We start from the raw sequence: 25,284 nt of genomic DNA on the forward strand, positions 1-25,284 counted from the left end.
ATTTTCTATCTTCAATAATAAATATTTTTCCTCTACTTAAATAATTTACCACATTTCGTCTAAGATAACACCCTATGAATAATTTTTTATTCTGAAATATGTTATTTCTTTTCATCTAACAACATTACGCCTTGTTTTGGATTTGTTTTTATTGCCCCTACAATTGGATGTGGCACATATAACTCCTCTAAATAATCAACGTCCTCTTTTGTTAATTTTACATCTAATGCACCTACTACATCATCAATATAACTTTTCTTCGTTGCACCAATAATAGGTGAGGCTACGTCTTTTGCCCAATGCCATGCCAACGCTACCCTGTGACATTTTGCAGTTATATTTTTCTGCTGTGCTTCTAATCTTTTTTACAAGATTAAAAGTTTTCTCACCTTCATATTCAGCATCAACTGAAATAACCATTCTTGTATATTTGTCTGAACATAACTTTGAATAAATTTCCTTATCTAAGTAACTTTCAGGTATTTCTGTTCCCACTGTATCAACATAGGATATAATGCTTTTTCTATCTTCGCCGTATCTGCTCCCGTTTTTGTTTTCTCATTAAAAATCTTTGATGCCCCATAACTAAAGCTGTTCGAATTTGATGCTAAAAATGATGGCACAATTACAATGACGAATATTACGAAAACAGGTATCATTACTTTTCTTACAACATTTCCGAAACCTTTAAATGATGGCACAAATGGTCTGTATTCAAATTTATCAAGCCACTTATAAGTAGCCAAAATAAGACATGGCATAATTTGTGCAAATACGGACAAATATTGTTAGAGATACAGAAGCAAAATACACTGCTAAAATAACCGACCATTTTAGGTTTTTCTTATGCAATTTTTATACTGAAGCATTGGCTGGTATGTTAATTAACTTATTTCAGAATCCAAACAAATGCGACCAAACAGAATTGTTTGAGTATTTTTCAGTTATTTTGTATAACTCACTACCAGCTGTAATTTGTTCCCAAAATACTGAGAAGAGTGATATGTAAGATTTTTTTCTGCACAATAAAAGAGGTAATTACAATTTTCATAATCAAATCATAATTACCTCTTTTTTCAATATTTAACTTATATAATCACAAATACTTTTTATATTTATTTTTCTCTAACCCAAACTCTTCTCTTAGGGCTCCATGGACCATATTTCTTTCCAACTTTTGCACGAACAGAAATACCATAGTATTTATCACCTTTTAACTTTTTTGATACATAAGATGTTTTCTTAATTGTTTTTACTTTACCACCAATTTTAACCTGATATTTCTTTGCGCCTGAAACTTTTTTGAATTTTGCTCTAACTTTCTGACTTTTCAATCCTTTAGTTTCTGTTACATTAACACCATTAACTGGTTTCTTTTTAATAGTAAGTGAAATTCTTTCCGGACTTGGGCAATTATGCCAATCAAAGTAAGAATAAAATGACATCTCTGCAACTACTCTGTACTTTCCCGGTTTAACATTTTTCATATTCCATACTTGGACAAATCCACTTTTCCATCTACAACTTCAACGCCATCCTTAATAAGCCGTCTAGCCTGCTCATCTTTTCCGCCAAAGGCAAAAGCTCCCGAAAGTTCTCCTTTTGAATTAACCACCCTAAAGCAAGGTATGTTTTCCGGGTCTGGATTCTTGTGTAGTGCGTTGCCAACAGCTCTTGCCATTTTCGGTTCTCCTGCCATCTCGGCAATTCTGCCGTAACTTGCTACATGACCCTTCGGTATCTTTTTTACAGCTTCATATATTCTCTTGGTTGGACTGTCAGTGATAATATCGTAACTTTCAGCTATCATTCTTTTTACTTCTTTATCAGGTACACTTCCATCTAAAATTATAGTATTCCAATGTTCCTTGTTCTGATGGTAACCGGGGATTACGGATTCATAAGTCTGCCTCCAAAAATCTCTCCACTGGGGGTCTACCTTTACATTCAAATTCACAAAGCCATCTTTCTCGTACACCCAAAGGAATGCCTTTTTGCTGCCTTTAACTCTTATAAGTTGCCAATTAATGTCTTTGAAAGGTGTGTCTAAATATGTATTTTCAAATGTTAAACCAAAATCTGTTGCCTGTTTTCTTGTTTTCATGGTTGCACCTCTTTTTTATAAACCTTTCTTGAAGTTGCTCTATTTTTTATTAATCTAAATCCTCTTTTTTTATAGGTCTTTTAGAATCAAACAAAGCTACATAATACACTGTGTCTCCTCCTGTTATCTTGGCGCTTCTTAGAAAGCTTATACCATTTTTCCAATATGCATCTTCTCCAACATATTTTACTTTAATGGCGTATTCACATTCAATTCCATTAACAGCTTTATTATATGCAATATCCTTTATAGTTCCTGCTTTCTCCATTCCACCATCTTCTTCCCAGTAAAAAGTGATACCTTTAGATAAATATCCATCTGCATCTATGTATTTTACTCCACCATATTCAATGACATCATCCGAATTAACAGTATATGATTTTATACTTGCTCCATCTTTATTTTCTGAAACTTTAAATCTATTTTTCAGTAATTTATATTTTGAAGCTTTCTTTACCAAAGCAAATCGAACACTAAAAGCTTTCTTTACAGAAGTTTCTCTGTCCACTCTGCTTCTCTAAATCCAGTCAATACCTGACCTTCACCCACAACTAACGGACGTTTTACTAACATACCATTTGTCGACAATAACTGTATTTGTTCATCCTCGCTCATTGTTGGTAGCTTATCTTTAAGATGCATTTCTTTATAAAGCATCCCACTTGTGTTGAAAAATTTCTTTAATGGCAATCCACTTTCGGTGTACCATTTTTTCAATTCATCATAAGAAGGATTCTCTTCTACAATATGACGTTCTGTATATTCTATACCATGCTCATCAAGCCACTTTTTAGCCTTCTTACATGTTGAACATTTTGGGTAACAAATAAATAACATTTTCTTCACCATCCTTTTCATTATTTTGTTTACTATTTTAGTTCGTGTTTCCATTGACCATTTTCCACAGTGTAATGGAACTCACTAATATCATCTTCCAGAAAAACTTTCAGCATATCATCCATATCCATTGCAAGATTTCCTTTTTTCATCTCCTCCAGTGGAATCCATTTTACTTCTCCTTCCTCAGAAGATTTTAGCTCTCCACTAAACTTATTTGTCTTATAAAAAACAACTATGTATCTGCTGCCATCTTTTTCCATCCAGTCCTTTATCCCACAAATTCGTGGATTTTCTATTTTCAAACCTGTTTCTTCGTATACTTCACGTATGACCGAATCCACAAAAGATTCGCCCTTTTCAATATGACCACCCGGAAATGTTAAGCCTCCCCAATCGTTGTCAACTTTATCCTGTACAAGCACATTGCCGTCGTCATCATACACCATACACATGTTGGTAAGCGTTACCTGCTCCGTTCTCATTTGCTACTCCTGTTCTTTTGTTATAATTTTTTTGGATATCCAGTAAATCTTCATTAAGTCCCGGCACTCTTCCTAAAGCATTTTTTGCTTCAAGAATCATAAAAATAAGGTCATCTCTATACTTATCTTGATATGGAATTATCTTCATTATTATTTTAGCTTTATCCAGCATTAGCGTCCTCTCTTATTGCTATTTATAATCTTATTGTAACATTCATATGGGTGAATTAAGCCACACATACTCTTTTAAAACAGTATAACATAAAGTAATATAATGGCTGTTATTTTTCTTCAATTTCAAGTAAATTTAATAATAATTTTCTATTCCCATTGTTCAATAGATTTTATCCATTGCGATATCTACATAGTAGATAAATTTATATCTGCTCTGTAACAATCACTATTCTTTTTTGTTTCCATCTTGACAATTGTAAAATAAACTGCTATCATTTAATTAAGAAATGGGTTTTCTCACTGAGTAAGGTCTTGTGACTGGAAAAGGTTGCTCGTTTCTTTTTTTATATTCATAATATCGTATAAATATTTCTTTCCATCTCTAGCATGACGCACTAACATCGCCACATGAAATACATTAAATCTCAATATCTCACCATCTTCACCAAATACAGGTAATGCGAATCTTGATTCATACCTATACCAACCATATTTTGCATCGTTATTATGTTTTTTCTTTTTATTTGGAAAATATTTTAATCCCGATGAAATTTTAATTAATTCGGGAATACCTTGTACTGCATTGGCTTTAGCCTTAGCATTTGCACCCTTTAAAATATTAGTATATTCTGAATGTGCATACTCATCTGGCAAATCTGCTCCTATATAAACCACTTCGTTAGTAGCTACTATTGTGTACAATTCCCCAACATATCTCATCAAATATTTTTCAACATCTTTCCAACTAATGGATTTTTTCCCCTTAAAAACAATATCATTAATTATAACAATGTTATTTCCATTTAAATCTTTAACAATAGATACATTTCTTGAATTTTGTTTTTCTTCCATAAGCTATTTGTTCTCCTTCACACTTTTTAATTCATCATAATAAGCTTTATACCGATATGCAGTTCTCCTACTAATATCGCCTTCTTCTACAATTTCGTTAATAGTCATACCACTCTCATATTTACCGGCAAAATCATTATAAGCAGCCATCCATGCCTCGTTATGTTTCTTTCTTCCACCGTAATTTCTGTTTCTATAATATTCCAATTCCGACAACAACTTCTTGTTCTCTTCTTCCAGTTCCTTAATGCGTTCTAATGCTTCCTCCAATGTTTTTATCATGACTATCTCCTATTAGTTTATTTTGTGCCACTTTGATATTTGTCACAACAATAACATTAATTTTATTTAGTGTCAATTTTGATTTTTGACATTTTTTTAAGTATTTCACAAAGAAAACAACCATTCATTTTCAACTTTTTTGAAAACGAATGGTCGCCCAAATTACTTACTAAATCTATATTTTTCTTTTATGTGCTCTAACATTTTTACATATTAAGTCTTTTTATCATTCTTTCAATCATCTCTCTCCCTGTAACAGTTTTTCGATTTTGAAAACTACCTATCCATTCTTTTAAATTATTCACATATTCATACATTACTTCAACGTATGACTCGTATACAGCATTCGGAAAATCCGCCTCTGCGTCATAAATAATACTTTCATATGCATCAACTAAACTTTCACATGCGCTATCAATATAAAAACTATAATCGTCTTCATACCCTTCACAATATTCGCATTTTTCAAATAATTCCTTAATACCAGGTACTTCTTTTTCCTCTTCATCGAACGATTTTTCAATAGCTTCTGCAAATGCTTTTTGACATTTTTTTTGGATTTGTTCTTCCCAACTTTCGTCTGGTTTATTAACTGAAGTCTTTAAATCATCAATTTTTCTTTCAACGTACCCTTTCGTATTGCCTGTACAATAGACATCCGCAAATGCCTCACAAGATTCAAAAAATACATTTTTCAAGAATGCTGCAATTGAAAATGTTAATTCTTTATAGCATATTTCTGTGGTATCTATTAATTCTTTTTTTACGTTCTCATATAATCTTTTAACCTCAAATACTGCTCTTGACAGTTCCTCCTTACATGCAGCTTTTGCTTTCGCTTTTATGTAATAACCCGAATCATTGTAATCATCAGCCTCACACTCAATAGAACCGTCATATTCATATAAGCCTTCTTCTTCGTTTTCAAACGCTTCATCTACAAACTCTTCTAAAATTTCACTTATGTTATCCACAAATTCGCTTATCTCATCCAAATCAATATTACTTAATGCTTGACTATCATTCGATTTTTCTTGGCATTCCGATTCTGAATCAAAAATATCATTAAAGATATCAAATTTACTATCCGCCTTGTTTTCTTTGTTCTCTGCTATTACTGACAAATTCTTTTCTTCTGCGCCTACTATCTTCCTATATTTCTCATCAAATTGACAATTTACAAATGAAATGGATTTTGATTCAAAATCAACAGGCTGTTTTGCCTCTATCACAACCTCAACTCCATCAATAATTCCAATATACTTTGTATTACCTTTAGATATCGGCACTGGAAATCTTTTACCACACAAATAAATTTCTTTTGCGTTCTCATCAAGTAAATCGTATAAATCGTCCTGATCAAAAGCTACATAGTCAACATTCTTTGCATATTTCATAGCATCAGGATATTCCTTAAGCAGCTCTAATTTACGCTTTCTTTCTTCAGCCATACCTTCTTCTTCAGATGTATTTTCATCATATTTTACATCTAAAACTTCACAAATTTTCTTTTCAACATCCTCTTCGTTTGGATTAATTGCTGCGATTTCTTCTGCAATAGTATTTTCATACCTGTCCTGAAGCCATGTTACAAGCCTTCCATCATTAAAGTATTCCAATACTCTTGATAATGAAAAATTATCACGTAATTCTTCCATACTTCTTACTTCAACACCATCTTCCATTTCTAATGGAAATCTAACTTTTTTTGCCATATTTATTCCTCCGTATCTTTGACACAAATCATTAACTTTTACATTTTCATTGTAGTTTGACACAAGGACATAATATGTCATTGCACTATTTTTCTCAAAAATTAGTATGTTGATTGTACATTTCGTCTGTTAAATCTTCTCCTTCTTCAACACCCCCACCTGCCCTTTCAATCAATGTTGCTTTTCCAAAATCATCATCACGTTCTGCTCTTACAAAAAAAATTGTTCTTTTTCATCATAAACAATTGCTCTAGCTATATTTCTATCATGATTAATATAAGCAAGTTTCCATTCTGTATCCTGCAAATTTATTTTTAATTCAGTGTTTTGCATTGCTATCTCCTCATTTCATCTAGCATTAATCTAATTTTTTATCCTGCACCCATCTACATCTATTTTTTCCATAATTACCACTATTGGAAATTATTATTTTTCTTATCTGCAATTGTAATCACATTTGCCAAAATCAAAACGATAGCATACACACACAATATTACAAGCGTTGATGGCATAACATCCATTAACGCTGTCCAGTCTTTTTTATTAACCCAATTTAATGCCATTTTGTACTGAACCAAAAGTGTAGCTATCACAAATGCTAACGAGCAGACTGCTGATAATACCGCCCTATCATTTTCTTTAATTTTTAATATCCAACCACCAATACAAAATATAATGCTGATTGCTCCACAAATAATCCACATATTTCATTCTCAGTATATCGAAATGACTCATTAATCATTTATTAATATACCTTCTCCTCCTTGTTCTTTCATCCCCAGTAAAGTGACTTTTCTCATCTCTTACAATCACCATTCCACATATCATTATTTCTTGAAAATGATTTATAAAATTGCCTCTCTATCTTTCTGCATCCATCGGTAGCTCCCACCTAAGTGGGAGCTACCGATGGATTTCCAAATCCACCACATCTAAATCAATTTTACCAATCAATCACCAGATTGACCACACCTGTAAATCAGATTTTATATTATATAAATAATCAACGGAAAATATCTATTAATTTTTAATATAATCTATTTTTCCTTACAATGATTTAATAGTGTTTTCCTTTGACTTAATTATCCTTCAAATCCACGAAACTCCTTTATTTATCGGCTAAGTTTAACCACCGTTTCCACATGCACTGTATTAGGAAACATATCCACTGCACATGCCTTTTCTACTCTATATCCCTGCTCCTGTAACATTTCTAAATCTCTTGCAAGGCTTGTAGGTTTACAACTTATGTAAACCAAATTATTTACACCAAAATCAATTATTTTCTGCAATGCTTTTGGATTAATTCCATCTCGTGGTGGATCAAGAATAATCATATCCGGCTTGTCCTCAATTTCATCTATAACTTTCAAAACATCACCGGCGATAAATTCACAGTTATCAAGACCGTTTAAGCCTGCATTAACTTTTGCCGCCTCAACGGCTTCTTCAACGATTTCAACACCAACTACTTTTTTAGCAACAGGTGCGATAATCTGGGCGATTGTTCCTGTCCCACTATAAAGGTCAAACACTGTCATATCTTTAGTGTCACCAATGTACTCTCTTGCTTTAGAATAAAGAACTTCTGCTCCTAAAGAATTTGTCTGGAAAAATGAGAAAACTGAAATCTTAAATCTTAATCCAAGCAACTCCTCATAAATATATTCATCACCAAATAAAATTCTTGTTTCGTCACTTTGAACCACATCAGCTAAACCGTCATTAATAATATGTATTACTCCGCAAAGTTTTGCTGACAAATCAAGGTTCTTTAAAATTTCAACTAACTCAGTCCAGTTTGCCTTCTCTTCCATTTCCTTGTCCGATGTTGTGACCACCGCAACAAGTAACTGTTTTGTAATTGTTGTTCTTCTTACCAAAAGGTGTCTTAAATATCCTTCATGACGTAATTTTTTGTAAAAAGGTAATTCTTTACCGGCACAAAATTCCAACACAGCATCAAGAATTTTTCTGTAATCACTATCTACAATTTGACACTCATCAACTGTCACAATATCATGGAAACTATTGCGCTTATGCATTCCAAGAGCAAGTGGACCATCTTTTACTTCATCTCCAAAAGAGAATTCCATCTTGTTTCTATACTCCCACTGCAATGGACTTTGCAAAATTCCCTGAAATTCGTATGACTCATTAATTGCGTTATCAAGAATTCCCTTAACTGTATCTTTCTTTAATTTTAACTGGTTGTCATAGCTCATTGTTTGATAAGAACAGCCACCGCAAAATTCAAAATGCGGACACTTTGGAGAAACATCTTCAAGTTCAGATTTTTCAACAACTTCCTTTAATCTTCCAATGGCATTTCCTGATCTCTTTTTTGAAACTACGAATTTGACAGTTTGTCCCGGTACTGTTCCTTTAACTACTGCCATTCCTTCTTCTCCACAATCAACTTTTCCCTTATTAGGAAATGTAAGTCCCACAACTTTTCCTGTGTATTCAACACCTTTTTTCATCTATATAATCTTGCATAATCCACCATTCTTTACAGACAATGGATTACTCTCCTTTCTCTAAAATCCTAAAGTATAAACTAATTTAATACTTTTTAACTTTTACTAATTTATTTACTATTTTCAACTGATTCCCCTTATCTGATTTTTTACTAATTTCTTCTCTTAATTCTTTTTTAACTAATTTGGTAACTAATTTTTGAGAATTTACCAAAATTGACTTTTTTAAACTTAATCCTTTATTTTTACAAAGAAAGAGTTTCAAAATGATACTTTCAAATAAAAAATCTATAATAAAAATTCTTCCATAAGAAACATACCAATATTGAAACTCTTTCATAAAGATTAACTATTCAAAGAAAAACGATTAATCTTCAAAATCATCTTCATCTTCTTCATCTTCATCAAATAAATCATCAAAGTCATCTTCGAAATCATCATAATAATCTTTGTTAATTAATCTATAAATTCCATAAGCTGCACCTGCTACTGCTGCAATTGCTGCGATAACACCAAGAACAACTGCTACGATTTTGCAAGTTTCCTTCTTCTCATCTTTTCCAATGAGTTTTCCGATTTTTACACCCTTCATTAATTCGTCCATATTATTCACCTCTTTTTGTTTAATTTCGTTTTTAATAGTAATATTATATCATCAATCATGGTCTTTTACTACACTTTTTTAAGTTTAGCAAATGATGCCATCATAACCTTTTGACCTACTAAATCAAAATTAACTGTTACCTGATAATCTCTTGGTCCATCCTCAATTCCAAGCACTGTTCCTTCACCAAACTTCATGTGCTTCACTCTATCTCCCACATGATAATCTATGTCAGCTTTGGTTACTACAAACTCTTTTCCAAAGCTAGGTTTGCTACTTGGTTTACCATAAGCAGGCTTCTTGGACATAGCTCGATATGAGTTATCTTTCCAATCACTTCCATATCTCTTAGAACTTCCCATATAACCACCGCCATGACTTAGTGAACCTTCATAACCGCCAAAGCCACTAAATGAAGGTTGCTTCTTCTCAACACCTGCTGCTCTTGTATCTGTCACATTCTTGCTATTAACAATCATTGGTGGAATTTCCTTAACGAATCTTGATACAATATTATATTGCATTTCTCCACGAACCATACGCTTCTTTGCGTAACTAATTGTCAAATGTTTCATGGCTCTTGTTATTGCCACATAGCAAAGTCGTCTCTCTTCTTCTAATTCCTGTGCATCATCAGCCATAATGCTCATATAGCCTGGGAACAGACCATCTTCCATGCCACATAAAAATACATACGGAAATTCCAATCCCTTTGCACTGTGAACTGTCATTAGCACAACATAACTACTGTCTTCATCAAGATTATCGATTTCTGCCACTAAAGCAACTTCTTCCAAAAATTCTGATAAAACAGGCTCATCAGTATTTTCTTCATATTCAATAATTTTATTAATTAATTCTTCAATATTTTCAATTCTGCCATTTGCCTCGTCAGTATTTTCAGCAACCAAATCACCCATATAGCCTGTGTCTGTCAAGATTGCATTTACTAATTTTAGAATATCATTCTCGTATTCTTCTGTCTTATAACCTTCAATTAAATTAGTAAATCCTTTAATTTTCGAAACTGCTCTTGAAAGTCCCGGAATATTCTCAACTTCTAAAAAAGCATCATACAAATCCATTCCGTATGCTCTTGCGTAATCCTTCACACGCTCAACAGTTGTTGCACCTATTCCTCTTTTGGGAACATTTATTATTCGCTCTACTGCAATATCATCTGTTGGATTACTTATAATCCTTAAATATGCAATAATATCCTTAATTTCTTTTCGCTGATAGAAATTCTGACCACCAATAATCTTATAAGGAATGTTCTTCATCATTAATTTTTCTTCCAAAGCTCTTGACTGTGCATTAGTTCTGTACAAAATTGCATAATCATTATAATCTGCTTTTCCGTAATCTACTTTTTCTTTTATCTCACTTGCAACCATTTCTGCTTCAGCATAACCGTCTTCTGCCTGATATAAATCAATCTTATCTCCCTGCTCATTGTCACTCCAAAGAGTCTTGTCTTTTCTTCCGGCATTGTTATGTATAACCGAATTGGCAGCTTCTAATATGTTCTTTGTAGAACGGTAATTCTGTTCCAGTTTGACCACCCTTGCATTTGGAAAATACTTTTCAAACTGCAAAATATTTGTAATATCAGCCCCTCTGAATTTGTAAATAGACTGGTCATCATCACCAACTACACATAAATTCTGATTCTTAGAAGCCAACTGTTTAATAAACGCAAACTGTGCCGCATTAGTATCCTGATACTCGTCCACCATAATATACTGAAGTCGATTCTGATACCCTTCCAAAACTTCCGGACACTTGTTAAACAACTGCACTGTTTTCATTATTAAATCATCAAAATCCAACGCATTATTTTTCTTCAAGGCTTCCTGATATTCATCATAAATCTTAGAAATATTCACCATCTTGAAATCATTTCTTGCCATTGCCGCCACATCACCTGTGGTAATAAGCTTGTTTTTAAAATCAGATATCTTTCCAAGCATAGCATTTTCTTTGTAAATCTTTGTGTTAAGGTTAAGTTCCTTAATAATATTCTTCATTAATCGTTTCTGATCATCTGTATCATAAATTGTAAAATCTGTGCTATAACCAATTCTATCTATATATCTTCTAAGAATTCTCACACAGGCTGAATGGAAAGTGCTAACCCAAACCTGCTCAGCACCAAAACCAACAATCTTATTTACCCTACTTCTCATTTCCGCTGCCGCCTTGTTGGTAAATGTAATTGCCATAATGTTGTATGGATTCACACTTTTTTCTTCTATTAAATATGCAATTCTATGAGTAAGAACTCTTGTTTTTCCTGAACCTGCACCAGCCAGAATCAACAACGGACCATCTGTGTGAAAAGTTGCCATCTGCTGCATGTCATTTAAAGTATCATATATTTTGTTCATTTATAAACCTCGTCATATAAAAATCAAACAAATGTTTGTCTCTCTATTCTAACATAATCCTAATAATAAATAAATTCATTTTTTACAATTTAAATTCTTTCTTTTTGTTTTTTTCTCTAATCATATCCCCTAATTATTTCCCATTTTTCTCTAATTATTTTATTTAATCAAATTATATAATTTCACATAACCCTTTTTTGTACCATCTCTCCATATTTTGAAAAGCATATTAATACATATTTTTTTACTTTATGCATTATTTTTATACTTTTTTCACATCTTGTATTTATTTTTTGCATGATGAGTTTTATTTTTTGTATCTTGTAGTTTTCATTACTAGGTATTATACTATAGAGAGGAGGAGATGTTATGCATTCAGAAGATTTTATTAAAAAGATACTAGATGATATAGACACCTTTAATATTGATGATATTCCAAACATTGATTTATATATGGATCAGGTAACTACCTATCTTAATGATAAATTTGCCAATACTAAAAGGCACGAAGATGACAAGCTTATGACTAAAACAATGATTAATAACTATGTCAAGAGTCGTCTGCTTCCATCACCTGAAAAGAAAAAATACACTAAGGACCATATGATGGTTCTCATTATGATTTATTTTTTCAAGAATATTATTTCCATCAATGATGTAAATAAACTTATTACCCCATTGCTGGATTCATATTTTCACAATGAGGAAATTCCTCTTGAAAATATAATAAATACTTTTTTAACTTTTGCGAAACAGTGTAATTTAACTGACACTATTTTAACTGAATATAATGAATGTCGTGAAATTTTCAAAGACGCAGATGTTAAGGACAAAGAATATCTTGAGACAATGGGCTTGATTACAATGTTAAGTTACGATACTTTTGTTAGAAAAATTGTTATTGAAAAACTAATCGACTCATTACCTGATACAGAAAATACTGAAAAATAATACAAACGCAACAATCCCGTAAACATACATTTCACCTGTACGTTTACGGGATTATTTTTTAATAAAGAACGTTGCTTTCCATATTATATAATATACAAAATGCATTGCCACGCATACTCTTTATTCTACACAGCAAACATGCCATCACGCATATGCTTTATTTTACATTTCAACATTTGCCTAATTGTTTTTATTTTCAGCTTCTTTTTCATGTACACGTTCAAGAACCAAATCATATCCATCGTTTCCATAATTAAGTGAGCGATTAACTCGGCTAATAGTTGCTGTTGATGCTCCTGTAGCATTTGAAATATCAAGATATGTTTGTCCTTCTCTTAATAATTTTGCTACTTCATATCGCTGTGATATTGATAGTAATTCATTAATTGTACACACGTCTTCAAAAAAAGTATAATACTCTTCCTTATCTTTTAAGGTAAGTATAGCTTCAAATAAATGATCTACTTCCGTTCTTCTAATATTCTTACTCATAATATACCTCTCAATTGTCAGGTTTCTTTACTTTTAGATTTTAGCACTCTAAAGTTTGAAAGTCCAGTATATATTGTTATTTTGTTGCAAGTATTTTGCTGCAAGTCCAAACTTAAAATTTGAAATTAACTCTCCAAATTTCACGGTAGAATTTTATTTTACTATCTACTGCCTATCACCCAAACTATTGAATCACATAAATTACCTAAACTGTATTTAGTCACCTAAATTATCTGAACTGTTTTCTCAAAGTCTGTAATTCTTCAACACTAAACTTGTATGTTGTGTTGCAGAAGTCGCATTTGACTTCAATTTCCTTACCGTCATTAATAATTTCATCCATATCTTTTTTGCTAATGCCTGCTAAAGCTTTTGCAATTTTTTCCTTACCGCAGTTACAAACAAAACCTGTCTCAATTTTATCTGTAAATTCAACATCCATGTCACCCATTACTTCTTTTAAAATATCCTCAGGTGTCATTCCTTTTTCAAGCATTTCTGTTACTGAACTAATGTTGTTTACTCTTTCTTCTAATTTATTTATTACTTCTTCATCAGCAAATGGCATAAGCTGGACAATAAACCCACCTGCCTGTTTTACTGTATTATCCTTTGACATTAAAACACCTAATCCTACAGCAGAAGGAACCTGTTCTGATGACGCAAAATAATATGTTAAATCTTCAGCTACCTCGCTTGTTCCCAAAGGCACCTGACTAACATATGGTTCTTTTAACCCCATGTCCTTAATTACTGTAAGTGTTCCGTATCCAATTGCTGCACCTACATCAAGTTTTCCTGCGTAATTTGCAGGAATAAGTACATTAGGATTTCCTACATAGCCTTTTACATTTCCTTTTGAATCAGCGGTAACTGTCACTCCGTTAATTGGGCCGTCACCCTTCATCATTAAAGTAAGCATGTCCTTTTCCCCCTTCATCATTACACCCATCATTGCACCGCCTGTTAATAATCTGCCAAGTGCTGCTGTTGCAACTGGACTTGTATTGTGGTGCTGTCTTGCTGTTTCAACCATTTCTCTTGATGTAATGGCAAATGCTCTAATCTGTTTATCTGCTGCTACTGCTCTAACTATATAATCCATTTTGTTGTTCCTTTCTTTATTTAGCATTACTTTTTCTAACTACCACGTACACTCTGTCATTTTCTTCAGTTCCTTCATTATCAGTAAAAGCTTCATATATTTTTTCTAATTTAAGTCCTGATTTTTCAACTGCTTTTTTCATTTCATTTAAAGTATACCCTCTTTGAAAATGCTCCTCTTCATATTTGTCATATCTGCCATCTTCAGCCCTAACAAATACTGACAAATAATATTCATTAATATTTGTCTCTTCATCAAAATAATTTTCCCAAATAAAACTGCTGTCTTCCCTGTCCTCAGCTATGGTTTTCTCACCAATATCAGAAAAATACTTCTTTGTTTTTAAATCAAAAACAAATACTCCGTTATCTTCTAAATACTCATTAACTCTCTCAAGAACTTTAGTAAAATCACCATAATCTGTAATATAGTTCATTGAATCACCAATGCTCACCATTGCAGGCACTGCATATGGAAGTTGAAGATTAGTTGCATCCTGTAAAACATACACGATTTCTTCCTCTTCCTTTTTACTTTCAGCAATTTCAAGCATTTCCTGGGAAAGATCTATTCCTATCATATTATAACCTTTTTCGTGAAACAGCATTGTACCCGTTCCTGTTCCACAACCTATTTCAACCAAAGTGCCGTCTTTTGCACCATATTTTGCTAATAACTTTGCTGCATAATCACACCATTGATGATAATCTACATTGTCCATAAATTCATCATAAACCTGTGCGAATCCACCGTATGCTTCCATTTTATTCTCTCCGATTTCCTTATATTTAATTTTTACAACATAGTGATTTTACCAACAATCACTGCTAAACGCAACCTTGATTAATGCCACCTGCTCATTTATACTATTTAAAGAATTAGGAATAATATTTATGTTACTATTTTCTTTAATTAATAATAGGAGAACTTCAATGACAGTTAGTATATATAATAAAATTAAAATATCCTCAAAAAAACAATTTGAAAAATACATTTTACTTTTAATTGCTTGCATTATTATTTTTTTAAATTGTCCATTTATATCTGTTTTTCACCCAACAGAAATAAACGACATAAGCACAGTAACTTCAAAAGACAAATATGTTAAAATTACCACATCAGATTTGCATTACACCGGTTATACCTTCGAGAAAATCGGTCACAAAAAATATGGCTATTACTACACCATAAAAAATAGCAAAAGTCTTTTTGTGCTTCTTCCGGTTGACTCAACTCCCAAAGAAACTTTAAGTAATTATTCTTTTAAGGGAAAAGTCACTAAACCGAACAGAACTTACAAAAAGATGCTCTCTATGTTAATTAAAGATTTAAACTGGAACGAAGCTTCAATGAATGATGTAAATAAAGATTTTTTCATTAGCAATGCAGACTATAATATTATTCCCTACATTATTTTATTTTGGCTTTTAATTTTTATTTTGCTTACTACTATATATAAGCTTATAAATTATGCCTTATATTTTGCAAAGCCTTATACTTACAACGTCTGTCCTTTTAAAAGTAAAGATGAACAGCGCTATTTAATTAAAAATGCCAATATTGAACTTAACAGCGACAATTACATTCAAATTAACAGTATGTATATAACAGAAAATTATCTTGTGGATTTAACCATTCCAAGAATTTATGTTATTCCACTTAACGATATAATTTGGTGTTATCGTGTGGGGAAATTTGCTTTTAATTCTAAAAAGACTGCCACTGAATTTTCACTTGTACTTACTTCTTTTGATGGAATTACAACAACACTCAGGCACAAAACCAGTGACGAAGCTTTGGAGCTTTTAAATACAATTCGTGCAACAGAAGCCAACATTATCATTGGTTTTTCTGACTCAAAAAAGCACGAAGTAAAACAAATTATTGCATCTAATAAATAAAAAAAGATAATCTAGTTTCGGTATTTCAGTATTCTCTATAAATCAGACTTTTAGGTCCGGACTTTTGAAATCCTGTTCGAAATTAAATTATCTTTTTTATTAATTGTCTAATATAAATTTTGTACTCTTTTATCTAATAATCTTAAATTATCTTCCACAACAATGTTTATATTTCTTTCCTGAACCACATGGACAAGGATCATTTCTACCAATCTTCTTTTCCTTAACGATTGTTCCTGAACGTTTTTCTTCCTTGTATAATTCCTTCTGTCTTTCAGGTGTAATGATATCGTTCCATTCTTCTAATTCGTATAACCACTGTGCCTTAGCAGCTACCATGTTCTTATATAATAATTCAGGTTCATAATCTAATGAAACTTCTGTTGTTTCAGTAAGCTGGTCCATTGGATTTTCTTTTTTAAGGCTTTCGCTAATACCATCTAAAAATCCTACCATTGTAAGAACTTCCATGTCGTACTTCTTTGCAAGTTCTTCAACTGTGCCTGAAACTACTGTGCCATAATTTTTAAGAATATCCTTATATACTTCCTTTTCCTGTAAAAAATATGCATTCCAGAAATCGTTGTACTGCTGCTGAGTCTGTTCCTGATTGTATGCTATTTCTCTCCATGTTTCTAATAAATACTTATCTGCCATTTTTTCCTCCAAAAGTAATTATTTTAGTTTATCCTCTGATAGACATTCAACTTATTAGATTATACTTATTTAAAACAATAATTGCAATATATTATTGGTCTGTTATAATCTTTTATGTTGAATAATTTTAATATAAGCTTCTATTTTTTAGGCTTATATTGTAGTAGAAAGGATTCGTTAGGTACATAATATGGAAAAATTAAAAAGAATCATGGCACTGCTTGGTGTTATTGTCGTCGTTGTATGTGCATTACTTACTTTAGTGTTTGCATTGTTGGGATATAGTACACTTTGGAAAGCTTCAGCCTATTGTATGGTTGTAATTCCGGTGATTATTTATGTTATGATGTGGCTTGCAAAGCTTTTAGAAAATCGTGGAAACAAAAGATAGGCATTGAGCCTCTGTACTCATAGACCTTCGGTCTATTTCGTCAGCGGCTTTCGCCTTTGATTGATAAACTTATACAGATAGGCATTGAGCCTCTGTACTCATAGACCTTCGGTCTATTTCGTCAATGGCTTTCGCCTTTGATTGATAAACTTATACAGATAGGCATTGAGCCTCTGTACTCATAGACCTTCGGTCTATTTCGTCAGTGGCTTTCGCCACATCAAATAAAAAACACAGCCGAAAAATTGTGCAAGCACATTTTTCGGCTGTGTTTTTTATTTGGCGAGGCTCAATGCCTATCTGTATATGATTTCATGTCTGCCTGGTCCGTTACTTACCATTGTGATTGGAACTCCGAGTTCTTTTTCGATGAACTCGATATATTTACGGCAATTCTCAGGTAATTTGTCATATTCTGTTATTCCACGTATATCTTCTTTCCATCCTGGAAGTGTTTCGTATACTGGTTTTGCTTTCTTTAACTGTGACGTTACTGGGAAGTCTTTTGTTACTTCTCCGTCGATTTCGTATCCTACACATACTGGGATTTCATCTAAGTAACCTAATACGTCAAGAACTGTAAGTGCTACTTCTGTTGCGCCCTGCATTCTTACACCGTATCTTGAAGCTACTGCGTCAAACCATCCCATTCTACGTGGACGACCTGTTGTGGCACCGAATTCGCCACCGTCACCACCACGACGTCTTAATTCGTCTGCTTCTTTACCAAAAATCTCACTTACGAATTCTCCACCACCTACTGCTGAAGAGTAAGCTTTTACTACTGTAATAATATCTTTGATTTCATAACATGGGATACCTGCACCAATTGCACCATAAGATGCAAGTGTTGATGATGATGTTACCATTGGGTAAATACCAAAATCAGGATCCTTTAATGTTCCAAGCTGTCCTTCTAAAAGAATTGTCTTTCCTTCTTTGATAGCGTTGTTTAAGAATAATGAAACATCTGCTACATAAGGTTTTACAATATCTCTGTATTCATGTAATGTTTCTAATAATTCATCAGGATCGATAAGTGGCTTGTGATACATGTGTTCAAGAAGAATATTCTTCTGTTCTGCAATTCTTACTACTTTTTCTTTTAATGTATCTTCGTCAAATAATTCTGATACCTGGAATCCAATCTTTGCATATTTATCTGAATAAAAAGGAGCGATACCTGACTTAGTTGAGCCGAAAGCTTTTCCTCCAAGTCTTTCTTCTTCGTATGCATCAAAATCAATGTGATATGGCATAAGAATCTGTGCTCTATCTGAAACTAAAATATGTGGCTTTGGCACTCCCTGTGAAACGATATCATCAATTTCCCTCTGAAGATATGGAATATTAAGTGCTACACCGTTTCCAATAACACATGTTGTATGCTGATAAAATACTCCTGATGGAAGTAAATGTAATGCAAACTTTCCATATTCATTTATTATAGTGTGTCCTGCGTTACTACCACCCTGGAATCTAACGATGATATCTGACTTTTCGCCAAGCATATCTGTAATCTTACCTTTTCCTTCGTCACCCCAGTTGGCACCAACAATCGCTCTAACCATTTGGTTTCCTCCTACTTTGTGTTGTTCGTTAATAATTATCTTTCGCTGCTTACTAGCAGACCACTAAACATTATACTATCTAGCCGAAAAAAATGCTAGTGCATTTTAAATATAATCCCTATTTTCAAAATTAAAATTTTAAATTTCACTCTCCACCTCACAGTATAATTTACTTTTACATAAATCCTATTTAATTCACACTCTATTTAAACCTTTATTTAATAGGAAGCTGAATTTCCGTTAAACATTCATCATCTATTGATGTTTCATAATCATCAATATGACAAAATTCTATAGGATCACCTACTATTTTCATATGATGCTCTTTTGCAAAAGTTATTAATTTGTCTACAGCAATTTTTGTTCTGGTGGAAGGTCCCTTATAAAATATTGACAAATATTTTCCTGCCGGCAGAGAATAATTACTATTGTAAAGCAATGTATCTGAATAAAAAAATACGCCTTTGGTTTCAAAGGAATTACCATCATCACTTACTTTTGACGTATCTAACACGTAGCAATCACATGCACCAATTGTGTCAACTTTGTTTTTGTGAGACTGCATGTATTTTACAAGATAGTAATCCACATCATCATCGTCAAGATTTGACTCGCTTATCATTACGCAATGGCGTTCATCAAATTCTTTTACCCTTATATTGCCTAAGTCTGTATGGTTTATATTTTCCTCTAACGATTTTATTCTCGCCTCAATACTTACCTTCTTTTCAAATAACTCAACAATACTTTTATTTACTATATTAAGTTCCTCTGATAAAAGCATTTTGGTTGTTTCCACATTTTGATTCTTATCAAATTCCTTAATTCTGTCTGTGGAAAAGCTAAGTCCCAACAGTTCTCTTATCATTGTAAGTTGCCGGATATCCGATAAAGTATATACTCTGTAGTTGTTTTCCTGATTTCTGGTTGGTTCCAAAATTCCAATTTTTTCATAATATCTTATTGAATCAGCGCTTACGTTAAAAAGTCTTGATACTTCCCCAATGTTAAAAGTCTTCTTTCTCTTCATATTTATCCTTTTCCAAATTTGCTTCTATATCTGTTGTTTTAATAAAAATTCTTCTTATAACATTTTCCAGCACTCTTTTTTATAGCTGCTCTCTAACATTAGCATAATACCAATGTTTTTATGAAATTATAATTATATTTTCTTTTATTTTAGCACTTTAGTATAACAATTATATGTGTTGACATTTGTATTATACCAGACTTTATTATATTTATGAATTAAATTTACATAAACATAATTATTTGTGTAATCGTAATTATTTATATAAAGTAGTTATTTATTGAGAAAGGATTTTAACTTATCATGCATGATAAAAAATATAAAATGGAAAACAAAATTTTGAAACTATCACTTACAGGAACAATTATTTTTACTGTAGTAGAAGTAATCGCTGCAGTTTTACTGGGTTCAAAAACCGTTATAGCTGATGGCATTTTCGACTTGTTTGATTTAATGCTTCTGCTACCAATGTTCATTCTTGTTCCATTTTTGTACAAGCCTGTTTCCGAAAACAAGCCTTACGGATTTTCTCAGATAGAATCTCTACTTGTTCTTTTAAAATACACTGTACTATTAGTTGTGGTTATTAACATGATTGTTTCAAACATAAAGATTTTATTAAACGGCGGGCACACCGTAGACGCCTTCAGTGTTTTAATGTATGAATCAACTCTTTGCTTTTTCTGTATTTTAATGCTTCTATTCTTAAGGCACCTAAGCCGAAGCTATTCTTCACTTATGATTCAGTCGGAATTATATTTATGGAAGGTAGATGTTGTAAGTACACTTGGTATATCTGTTGCTTTTTTATTCCAGCTATTGCTTGCAAATACAAAACTGAAATTCATAATTCCATACATTGATTCTTCTGTAGCCATTGTGGTTTCACTGTTTTTGTTAAAAGAACCTGTTGTTCAGATTTTTAAAACTTTAAGAGAGCTTGTTCTGTTCTCACCTGAGAAAAAAATTATGGATGAAATTCGTATCGTTGTTAAAGAAGACATTAAAACTTATGATTATAGCTTAGATTTTCTTGACGTTACTCAGACTGGTCGAAAAACCTGGATTGAAGTATATGTGAAAAGTAAATCTGATATTATAAAAGTTAAAGATTTTAAAAATATTCAGGAACACATTACAAAAGATTTAGAAAATAAGTTCGACCAGATTTCCGTTGAAATAATTCCCGCAATATAATATTGCGTTCATTTAGAACTACTTTATTTAGAAGTGCCTAAAAAAATTAGTTTATTAAAAAAGTATGGATTATTTTTAATTATAGTGTTATATTTGTTGTAATTTATTTTAACTTATCGGGAGGCGAGGTAATATGAAACAATGCAATAGAAAAAATCTCATATGTTATCTTATTTGTATTAGTCTCGTTTTCTCATGGGTTACTTTCGGTATTTCAAATACCAGCGAATTATTCTCATCATCTTCCAAAGATGATTCTTGTACTTTTCAGGTAATTAAAGATGCATTACCTGCAACAGTATCTACAAGAAGCGAGTCAGGAAGTTCAGCCTCACTTGCACGTTTACGCAATGCAAACAATACCTTTTCAGGATTTGGCGGTATTTTTGCAGTTCTTTTAACTTCACCCTGCTACAAATTTTTTGTGGTATTACTTTCTCTAATACTGGTTAATACTGCAATTATATATAGTAGGACTACAATTCTAAATTATATTCACCAAAAGGATGGTAAGAAGTAATATGTACAGCCTTTTTGTAAGGTTTTATTTTGGTACAAAAAAATAAGGAGGTACATATTATGGAAACAGGTATTATCGTTGCAGTTATGGCTGTTATCGTTGTTGCTGCAGGAATTTATGCATGGTATATCTCAAGAGACTAATTTTTATACCTGGCATAATTTTATAGGTTAGATATTATGCCGGAATGTAAAGCTTTTTTCATATTATATATATGATTGTTAATGTAGTAAGCACAACAATCCAATTAAGATTAAAATGTCGGGGGACCATCTTAATCTTTTAATGAAATACTCACTGGAATATTTGAAGTTTTTAAGTGTGGGGGGAGACTAAAAGACTTTCATATTCCTTTGAGTATTTTTTTTTTCTGCTATTTTTTCTGCTATTTTTTCTGCTATTTTTTGTTTATACTGATATTTTTTATAATTGCTATAATCACAACGCTATGATATACTGTAGAGTGACTTTTTATGAGTTTGAGATTAAGTTTTTAAGAACATTAAATCGGGAGGAATACAAATGTACAAGATTGTCAAAAGACAGCAATTAAACGATACTGTTGTACGCTTAGATGTTCAGGCTCCTTTTATAGCTAAAAAGGCTAAAGCCGGACAGTTCATTATTTTCAGAATTGATGAACATGGTGAGCGTATTCCACTTACTATTGCTGATACAGATGCAGAAAAAGGAACTGTATCTATTATTTTTCAGATTGTTGGTCAATCAACAATGCTTTTATCACAGTTACAGGAAGGCGATGCTATTTTAGATTTTGTTGGTCCACTTGGTGCAGCAACAGAGTTTGGTGATGCAAAGAAAGTTTGCGTTATCGGTGGTGGTGTTGGTAATGCCATTGCTTATCCTTCTGCAAAAGCTTTATTTAACATGGGAGCTGACGTAGATGTTATCGCCGGATTTAGAAGCAAAGATATTGTTATTTTAGAAGATGAATTCAAGGCTGTATGTAACAGACTTTTCATTACTACAGATGATGGAACTTATGGAGAAAAAGGATTTGTAACCAACAAATTACAGGAATTAATCGATGCCGGTAATAACTACGATTTAGTTATTGCAATCGGACCAATTCCTATGATGAAGTTTGTTTCAAAGGTTACAGAACCATATAACATTAAGACATTAGTTTCACTTAACCCTATTATGATTGACGGAACAGGAATGTGCGGTGGTTGTCGTGTTACTGTTGGAGGCGAAATCAAGTTTGCCTGCGTTGACGGTCCTGATTTTGATGGTCACAAAGTTGATTACGATGAATTAATGCAGCGTAATTCTACTTATAGAGAATTTGAAGCTCACGATAAAGAACACTGCCGTATGTACAAGGCAGCTGATATGGGAGGTGCGAAATAATGCCTAATATGACTTTAACAAAGGTACCTATGCCTACACAGGAACCTAATGTAAGAAATAAAAACTTTGACGAGGTTGCTTTAGGATACACTGCTGAAATGGCTATGGAAGAAGCAACAAGATGTATTAACTGCAAGAATAAACCTTGTATGAGTGGTTGTCCTGTATGCGTTAGAATTCCTGAATTTATCGCACAGGTTGCTGCAGGTAATTTTGACGAAGCTTACAATATTATAACAAGTACAAATGGTCTTCCAGCTGTATGTGGTCGTGTTTGTCCACAGGAAAATCAGTGTGAAGGAAAGTGTATCCGTGGTATTAAAGGTGAACCTGTTGCCATTGGTCGTTTAGAAAGATTCGTTGCTGACTACCATATGGCTCACAGCAATGATGACGCCGTAAAACCTGAATCAAACGGTATTAAAGTAGCTGTTATCGGTGCAGGTCCTGCCGGACTTACATGTGCAGGCGACCTTGCAAAACTTGGTTATGAAGTTACTATTTTTGAAGCTTTCCACAAAGCCGGTGGTGTTTTAGTTTATGGTATACCGGAATTCAGACTTCCTAAAGATATTGTACAGAAGGAAGTTGATAACCTTACAAAACTTGGTGTTAAGGTTGAAACTAACATGGTAATCGGTCGTGTACTTTCAGTTGATGAAATTATGGAAATGGGATTTAAGGCAGTATTTATTGGCTCAGGTGCCGGTCTTCCATCATTTATGGGTATTGAAGGTGAAGCTTTAGTTGGTGTATATTCTGCAAATGAATATTTAACAAGAGCTAACCTTATGAAAGCTTACTTAGATGATTATGATACACCTGTAATTAAGAGTAAAAACGTTGCTGTAGTTGGTGGTGGTAATGTTGCCATGGACGCTGCAAGAACAGCTCTTAGACTTGGTGCTGAAAATGTATACATTGTATATCGTCGTGGTATGGAAGAACTTCCTGCACGTAACGAAGAAATCGAACATGCTGAAGAAGAAGGAATTATCTTTAAAACATTACATAACCCTGTAAAACTTAAAGGTGATGAAAACGGTCGTGTATGTAAGATGGAATGTGTTAAGATGGAACTTGGCGAAGCTGATGCTTCAGGTCGTCGTCGTCCTCTCGCCATTGAAGGAAGTAACTTCGATATTGATGTTGACACAGTTATCATGTCAATCGGTACAAGTCCAAACCCACTTCTTAGAACTACTACAGAAGGTTTGGAAGCAAACAAATGGGGTTGCTTAGTTGTTAATGAAGATACTTTAGAAACAACAAGAGACAACGTATTTGCCGGTGGTGATGCCGTAACAGGTGCTGCTACAGTAATCCTTGCAATGGGAGCCGGAAAACAGGCTGCTGCAAGCATCCACGAAAAATTAAGTAAATAATTTATTTTAAAATAACATTATTAAAAAAGGTTTCGGACTTTAACATATGTTAAAATTCGAAACCTTTTAAATTGAGTAATTCCCCTACACAATATTTTGCATAGGTGAATTTTTTTGCCGTATCTGCATTTACCCCCAAATTAATCTGTGGCACAAAAGTTACTACCATTGCTATAGTAAATACTACTGCAATCATTTTCTTCAATCCTTTCATAATAAAAGCCCCCTTTTATTAGATAACAATATTCAATTTAAAACGTTCAATCCTTATTAATTAAGTTATATATATAAAACGTTTTTAAAACAATAAACATATTCAATAAAAAAATATAAATAATTGTTGACAAATAGTTTTTTTCTGATAAAATGATAATAGTTACTATTATTGATAAGGAGAAAGACATGGTTAAGAAAAGTTTTCAACGAGAAGCCATCAGGCAAAATCTTTTATCCAGATACGACCATCCTACTGCTGATATGGTTTACAACAGCGTCAGGGAAGAACTTCCCAACATTAGTTTAGGAACAGTTTATCGTAATCTGAGATTTTTGGTTGACCAGGGAGATGCCCTTTCCCTGAAACTGGGTGATGGACGTGAACATTTTGACGGTCATGTTGAACCCCACTACCATTTTATTTGTAGTGAATGTGGTGCTGTGGAAGATATATTCATGGATGAATTAAACATCTGTGAACAGGCTTCCAAACATTGTTCCGGTGAAATTCACGGACACCGCACCTACTTTTATGGTTTATGCAATAATTGTAAGTCCAAACATTAATGGT

General features: G+C 32.8%; 32 protein-coding genes. 8 read left to right on the top strand and 24 right to left on the bottom strand.

Going from position 1 to position 25,284, the window contains the following annotated elements; genetic code table 11:
- Positions 1–101: 101 nt before the first annotated feature.
- The 17 genes from DWZ69_RS02275 to pcrA form a co-directional block, all read right to left on the bottom strand.
- Positions 102–311: a hypothetical protein gene (locus DWZ69_RS02275; protein WP_243081030.1), complete on the bottom strand. Its 210-nt coding sequence runs from the start codon at positions 309–311 to the stop codon at positions 102–104.
- A 153-nt stretch (positions 312–464) separates the two neighbouring features.
- Positions 465–761 (bottom strand): hypothetical protein, encoded by a 297-nt coding sequence (locus DWZ69_RS02280; protein WP_118000096.1) that lies wholly within the window; start codon positions 759–761, stop codon positions 465–467.
- Between the two features lie 354 nt (positions 762–1,115).
- The gene (locus tag DWZ69_RS02285; protein ID WP_118436013.1) at positions 1,116–1,487 is read right to left on the bottom strand and encodes a hypothetical protein; all 372 of its coding nucleotides are present in this window, start codon (positions 1,485–1,487) and stop codon (positions 1,116–1,118) included.
- On the bottom strand, positions 1,484–2,104 hold the full coding sequence (locus DWZ69_RS02290) for a methylated-DNA--[protein]-cysteine S-methyltransferase (protein ID WP_118436014.1): 621 nt from the start codon (positions 2,102–2,104) through the stop codon (positions 1,484–1,486). Before DWZ69_RS02290 ends, DWZ69_RS02285 begins: the two co-directional genes overlap by 4 nt.
- 49 nt (positions 2,105–2,153) lie before the next feature.
- Positions 2,154–2,612, bottom strand: coding sequence for a hypothetical protein (locus DWZ69_RS02295; protein WP_118436016.1), 459 nt, complete (start codon positions 2,610–2,612; stop codon positions 2,154–2,156).
- Positions 2,591–2,941, bottom strand: a complete 351-nt coding sequence (locus tag DWZ69_RS02300) for an arsenate reductase family protein (protein WP_118436187.1) — start codon at positions 2,939–2,941, stop codon at positions 2,591–2,593. The genes DWZ69_RS02295 and DWZ69_RS02300 overlap by 22 nt, the downstream gene beginning before the upstream one ends.
- 32 nt (positions 2,942–2,973) lie before the next feature.
- Positions 2,974–3,426, bottom strand: a complete 453-nt coding sequence (locus DWZ69_RS02305; protein ID WP_118000105.1) for an 8-oxo-dGTP diphosphatase — start codon at positions 3,424–3,426, stop codon at positions 2,974–2,976.
- Positions 3,380–3,598 carry a hypothetical protein gene (locus tag DWZ69_RS02310; RefSeq protein ID WP_022165574.1) on the bottom strand — a complete coding sequence of 73 codons (219 nt, stop codon included), beginning with the start codon at positions 3,596–3,598 and terminating at the stop codon, positions 3,380–3,382. Before DWZ69_RS02310 ends, DWZ69_RS02305 begins: the two co-directional genes overlap by 47 nt.
- A 299-nt stretch (positions 3,599–3,897) precedes the next feature.
- The gene (locus tag DWZ69_RS02315; RefSeq protein ID WP_118000107.1) at positions 3,898–4,452 is read right to left on the bottom strand and encodes a hypothetical protein; all 555 of its coding nucleotides are present in this window, start codon (positions 4,450–4,452) and stop codon (positions 3,898–3,900) included.
- A 3-nt stretch (positions 4,453–4,455) separates the two neighbouring features.
- On the bottom strand, positions 4,456–4,734 hold the full coding sequence (locus DWZ69_RS02320; RefSeq protein WP_118000109.1) for a helix-turn-helix domain-containing protein: 279 nt from the start codon (positions 4,732–4,734) through the stop codon (positions 4,456–4,458).
- A gap of 206 nt (positions 4,735–4,940) precedes the next feature.
- Positions 4,941–6,449, bottom strand: coding sequence for a hypothetical protein (locus DWZ69_RS02325; RefSeq protein WP_118436018.1), 1,509 nt, complete (start codon positions 6,447–6,449; stop codon positions 4,941–4,943).
- Between the two features lie 210 nt (positions 6,450–6,659).
- Complete coding sequence (locus DWZ69_RS12320) at positions 6,660–6,782, bottom strand: hypothetical protein (protein ID WP_278286624.1); 123 nt, start codon at positions 6,780–6,782, stop codon at positions 6,660–6,662.
- 80 nt (positions 6,783–6,862) lie between these two features.
- Positions 6,863–7,153 carry a hypothetical protein gene (locus DWZ69_RS02330; RefSeq protein WP_118000113.1) on the bottom strand — a complete coding sequence of 97 codons (291 nt, stop codon included), beginning with the start codon at positions 7,151–7,153 and terminating at the stop codon, positions 6,863–6,865.
- Positions 7,154–7,561: 408 nt separating this feature from the next.
- Positions 7,562–8,932 (bottom strand): 23S rRNA (uracil(1939)-C(5))-methyltransferase RlmD, encoded by a 1,371-nt coding sequence (rlmD, locus tag DWZ69_RS02335; RefSeq protein ID WP_118436020.1) that lies wholly within the window; start codon positions 8,930–8,932, stop codon positions 7,562–7,564.
- A gap of 82 nt (positions 8,933–9,014) precedes the next feature.
- Positions 9,015–9,269, bottom strand: coding sequence for a hypothetical protein (locus tag DWZ69_RS02340; protein ID WP_118436022.1), 255 nt, complete (start codon positions 9,267–9,269; stop codon positions 9,015–9,017).
- 27 nt (positions 9,270–9,296) lie between these two features.
- Complete coding sequence (locus DWZ69_RS02345) at positions 9,297–9,533, bottom strand: hypothetical protein (protein ID WP_022164518.1); 237 nt, start codon at positions 9,531–9,533, stop codon at positions 9,297–9,299.
- Between the two features lie 68 nt (positions 9,534–9,601).
- Positions 9,602–11,923 carry a DNA helicase PcrA gene (pcrA, locus tag DWZ69_RS02350; protein WP_118436024.1) on the bottom strand — a complete coding sequence of 774 codons (2,322 nt, stop codon included), beginning with the start codon at positions 11,921–11,923 and terminating at the stop codon, positions 9,602–9,604.
- Positions 11,924–12,292: 369 nt separating this feature from the next.
- Here pcrA and DWZ69_RS02355 point away from each other — a divergent pair, with 369 nt between their 5' ends.
- Positions 12,293–12,874, top strand: coding sequence for a DUF1836 domain-containing protein (locus tag DWZ69_RS02355; protein WP_118436026.1), 582 nt, complete (start codon positions 12,293–12,295; stop codon positions 12,872–12,874).
- Positions 12,875–13,054: 180 nt separating this feature from the next.
- Here DWZ69_RS02355 and DWZ69_RS02360 read toward each other — a convergent pair whose 3' ends face one another.
- The 3 genes from DWZ69_RS02360 to DWZ69_RS02370 form a co-directional block, all read right to left on the bottom strand.
- On the bottom strand, positions 13,055–13,366 hold the full coding sequence (locus DWZ69_RS02360; protein ID WP_118436028.1) for a YerC/YecD family TrpR-related protein: 312 nt from the start codon (positions 13,364–13,366) through the stop codon (positions 13,055–13,057).
- A gap of 229 nt (positions 13,367–13,595) precedes the next feature.
- The gene (hslO, locus tag DWZ69_RS02365; RefSeq protein WP_117998718.1) at positions 13,596–14,471 is read right to left on the bottom strand and encodes an Hsp33 family molecular chaperone HslO; all 876 of its coding nucleotides are present in this window, start codon (positions 14,469–14,471) and stop codon (positions 13,596–13,598) included.
- A gap of 16 nt (positions 14,472–14,487) precedes the next feature.
- Positions 14,488–15,234 (bottom strand): class I SAM-dependent methyltransferase, encoded by a 747-nt coding sequence (locus DWZ69_RS02370; RefSeq protein ID WP_118436030.1) that lies wholly within the window; start codon positions 15,232–15,234, stop codon positions 14,488–14,490.
- Positions 15,235–15,403: 169 nt separating this feature from the next.
- Here DWZ69_RS02370 and DWZ69_RS02375 point away from each other — a divergent pair, with 169 nt between their 5' ends.
- Positions 15,404–16,372, top strand: coding sequence for a hypothetical protein (locus tag DWZ69_RS02375; RefSeq protein WP_118436031.1), 969 nt, complete (start codon positions 15,404–15,406; stop codon positions 16,370–16,372).
- 147 nt (positions 16,373–16,519) lie between these two features.
- Here DWZ69_RS02375 and DWZ69_RS02380 read toward each other — a convergent pair whose 3' ends face one another.
- The gene (locus DWZ69_RS02380; RefSeq protein ID WP_117998338.1) at positions 16,520–17,029 is read right to left on the bottom strand and encodes an SEC-C metal-binding domain-containing protein; all 510 of its coding nucleotides are present in this window, start codon (positions 17,027–17,029) and stop codon (positions 16,520–16,522) included.
- A 190-nt stretch (positions 17,030–17,219) separates the two neighbouring features.
- On the opposite strand from DWZ69_RS02380, the gene DWZ69_RS02385 reads away from it, so the two are divergent.
- Positions 17,220–17,420, top strand: coding sequence for a hypothetical protein (locus DWZ69_RS02385; protein WP_022165650.1), 201 nt, complete (start codon positions 17,220–17,222; stop codon positions 17,418–17,420).
- A gap of 296 nt (positions 17,421–17,716) precedes the next feature.
- Here the strand turns inward: DWZ69_RS02385 and DWZ69_RS02390 are convergent, their stop codons facing one another.
- Positions 17,717–18,991, bottom strand: coding sequence for an adenylosuccinate synthase (locus DWZ69_RS02390; RefSeq protein ID WP_117998341.1), 1,275 nt, complete (start codon positions 18,989–18,991; stop codon positions 17,717–17,719).
- A gap of 214 nt (positions 18,992–19,205) precedes the next feature.
- Entirely contained in the window at positions 19,206–20,021 is an 816-nt protein-coding gene (locus DWZ69_RS02395) for a MerR family transcriptional regulator (RefSeq protein WP_022165893.1), read from the bottom strand.
- 339 nt (positions 20,022–20,360) lie between these two features.
- Here DWZ69_RS02395 and DWZ69_RS02400 point away from each other — a divergent pair, with 339 nt between their 5' ends.
- The 4 genes from DWZ69_RS02400 to gltA all read left to right on the top strand — a co-directional run bounded on the left by DWZ69_RS02400 (position 20,361) and on the right by gltA (position 24,497).
- Positions 20,361–21,218, top strand: a complete 858-nt coding sequence (locus DWZ69_RS02400) for a cation transporter (protein WP_243081031.1) — start codon at positions 20,361–20,363, stop codon at positions 21,216–21,218.
- A gap of 133 nt (positions 21,219–21,351) precedes the next feature.
- Positions 21,352–21,738 (top strand): hypothetical protein, encoded by a 387-nt coding sequence (locus tag DWZ69_RS02405; protein WP_118436035.1) that lies wholly within the window; start codon positions 21,352–21,354, stop codon positions 21,736–21,738.
- A 522-nt stretch (positions 21,739–22,260) separates the two neighbouring features.
- Entirely contained in the window at positions 22,261–23,112 is an 852-nt protein-coding gene (locus tag DWZ69_RS02410) for a sulfide/dihydroorotate dehydrogenase-like FAD/NAD-binding protein (protein ID WP_022165896.1), read from the top strand.
- Positions 23,112–24,497: an NADPH-dependent glutamate synthase gene (gene gltA / locus DWZ69_RS02415; protein ID WP_118436037.1), complete on the top strand. Its 1,386-nt coding sequence runs from the start codon at positions 23,112–23,114 to the stop codon at positions 24,495–24,497. Before DWZ69_RS02410 ends, gltA begins: the two co-directional genes overlap by 1 nt.
- Positions 24,498–24,546: 49 nt before the next feature.
- On the opposite strand, the gene DWZ69_RS12020 is transcribed toward gltA, so the two are convergent.
- On the bottom strand, positions 24,547–24,711 hold the full coding sequence (locus DWZ69_RS12020; RefSeq protein WP_158561022.1) for a hypothetical protein: 165 nt from the start codon (positions 24,709–24,711) through the stop codon (positions 24,547–24,549).
- Between the two features lie 152 nt (positions 24,712–24,863).
- On the opposite strand from DWZ69_RS12020, the gene DWZ69_RS02420 reads away from it, so the two are divergent.
- Positions 24,864–25,280 carry a transcriptional repressor gene (locus DWZ69_RS02420; protein ID WP_243081032.1) on the top strand — a complete coding sequence of 139 codons (417 nt, stop codon included), beginning with the start codon at positions 24,864–24,866 and terminating at the stop codon, positions 25,278–25,280.
- Positions 25,281–25,284 lie beyond the last annotated feature (4 nt).

The sequence above is a fragment of the Eubacterium sp. AF34-35BH genome, assembly GCF_003477765.1.
In the GTDB taxonomy this organism is placed as follows: domain Bacteria; phylum Bacillota; class Clostridia; order Lachnospirales; family Lachnospiraceae; genus Eubacterium_G.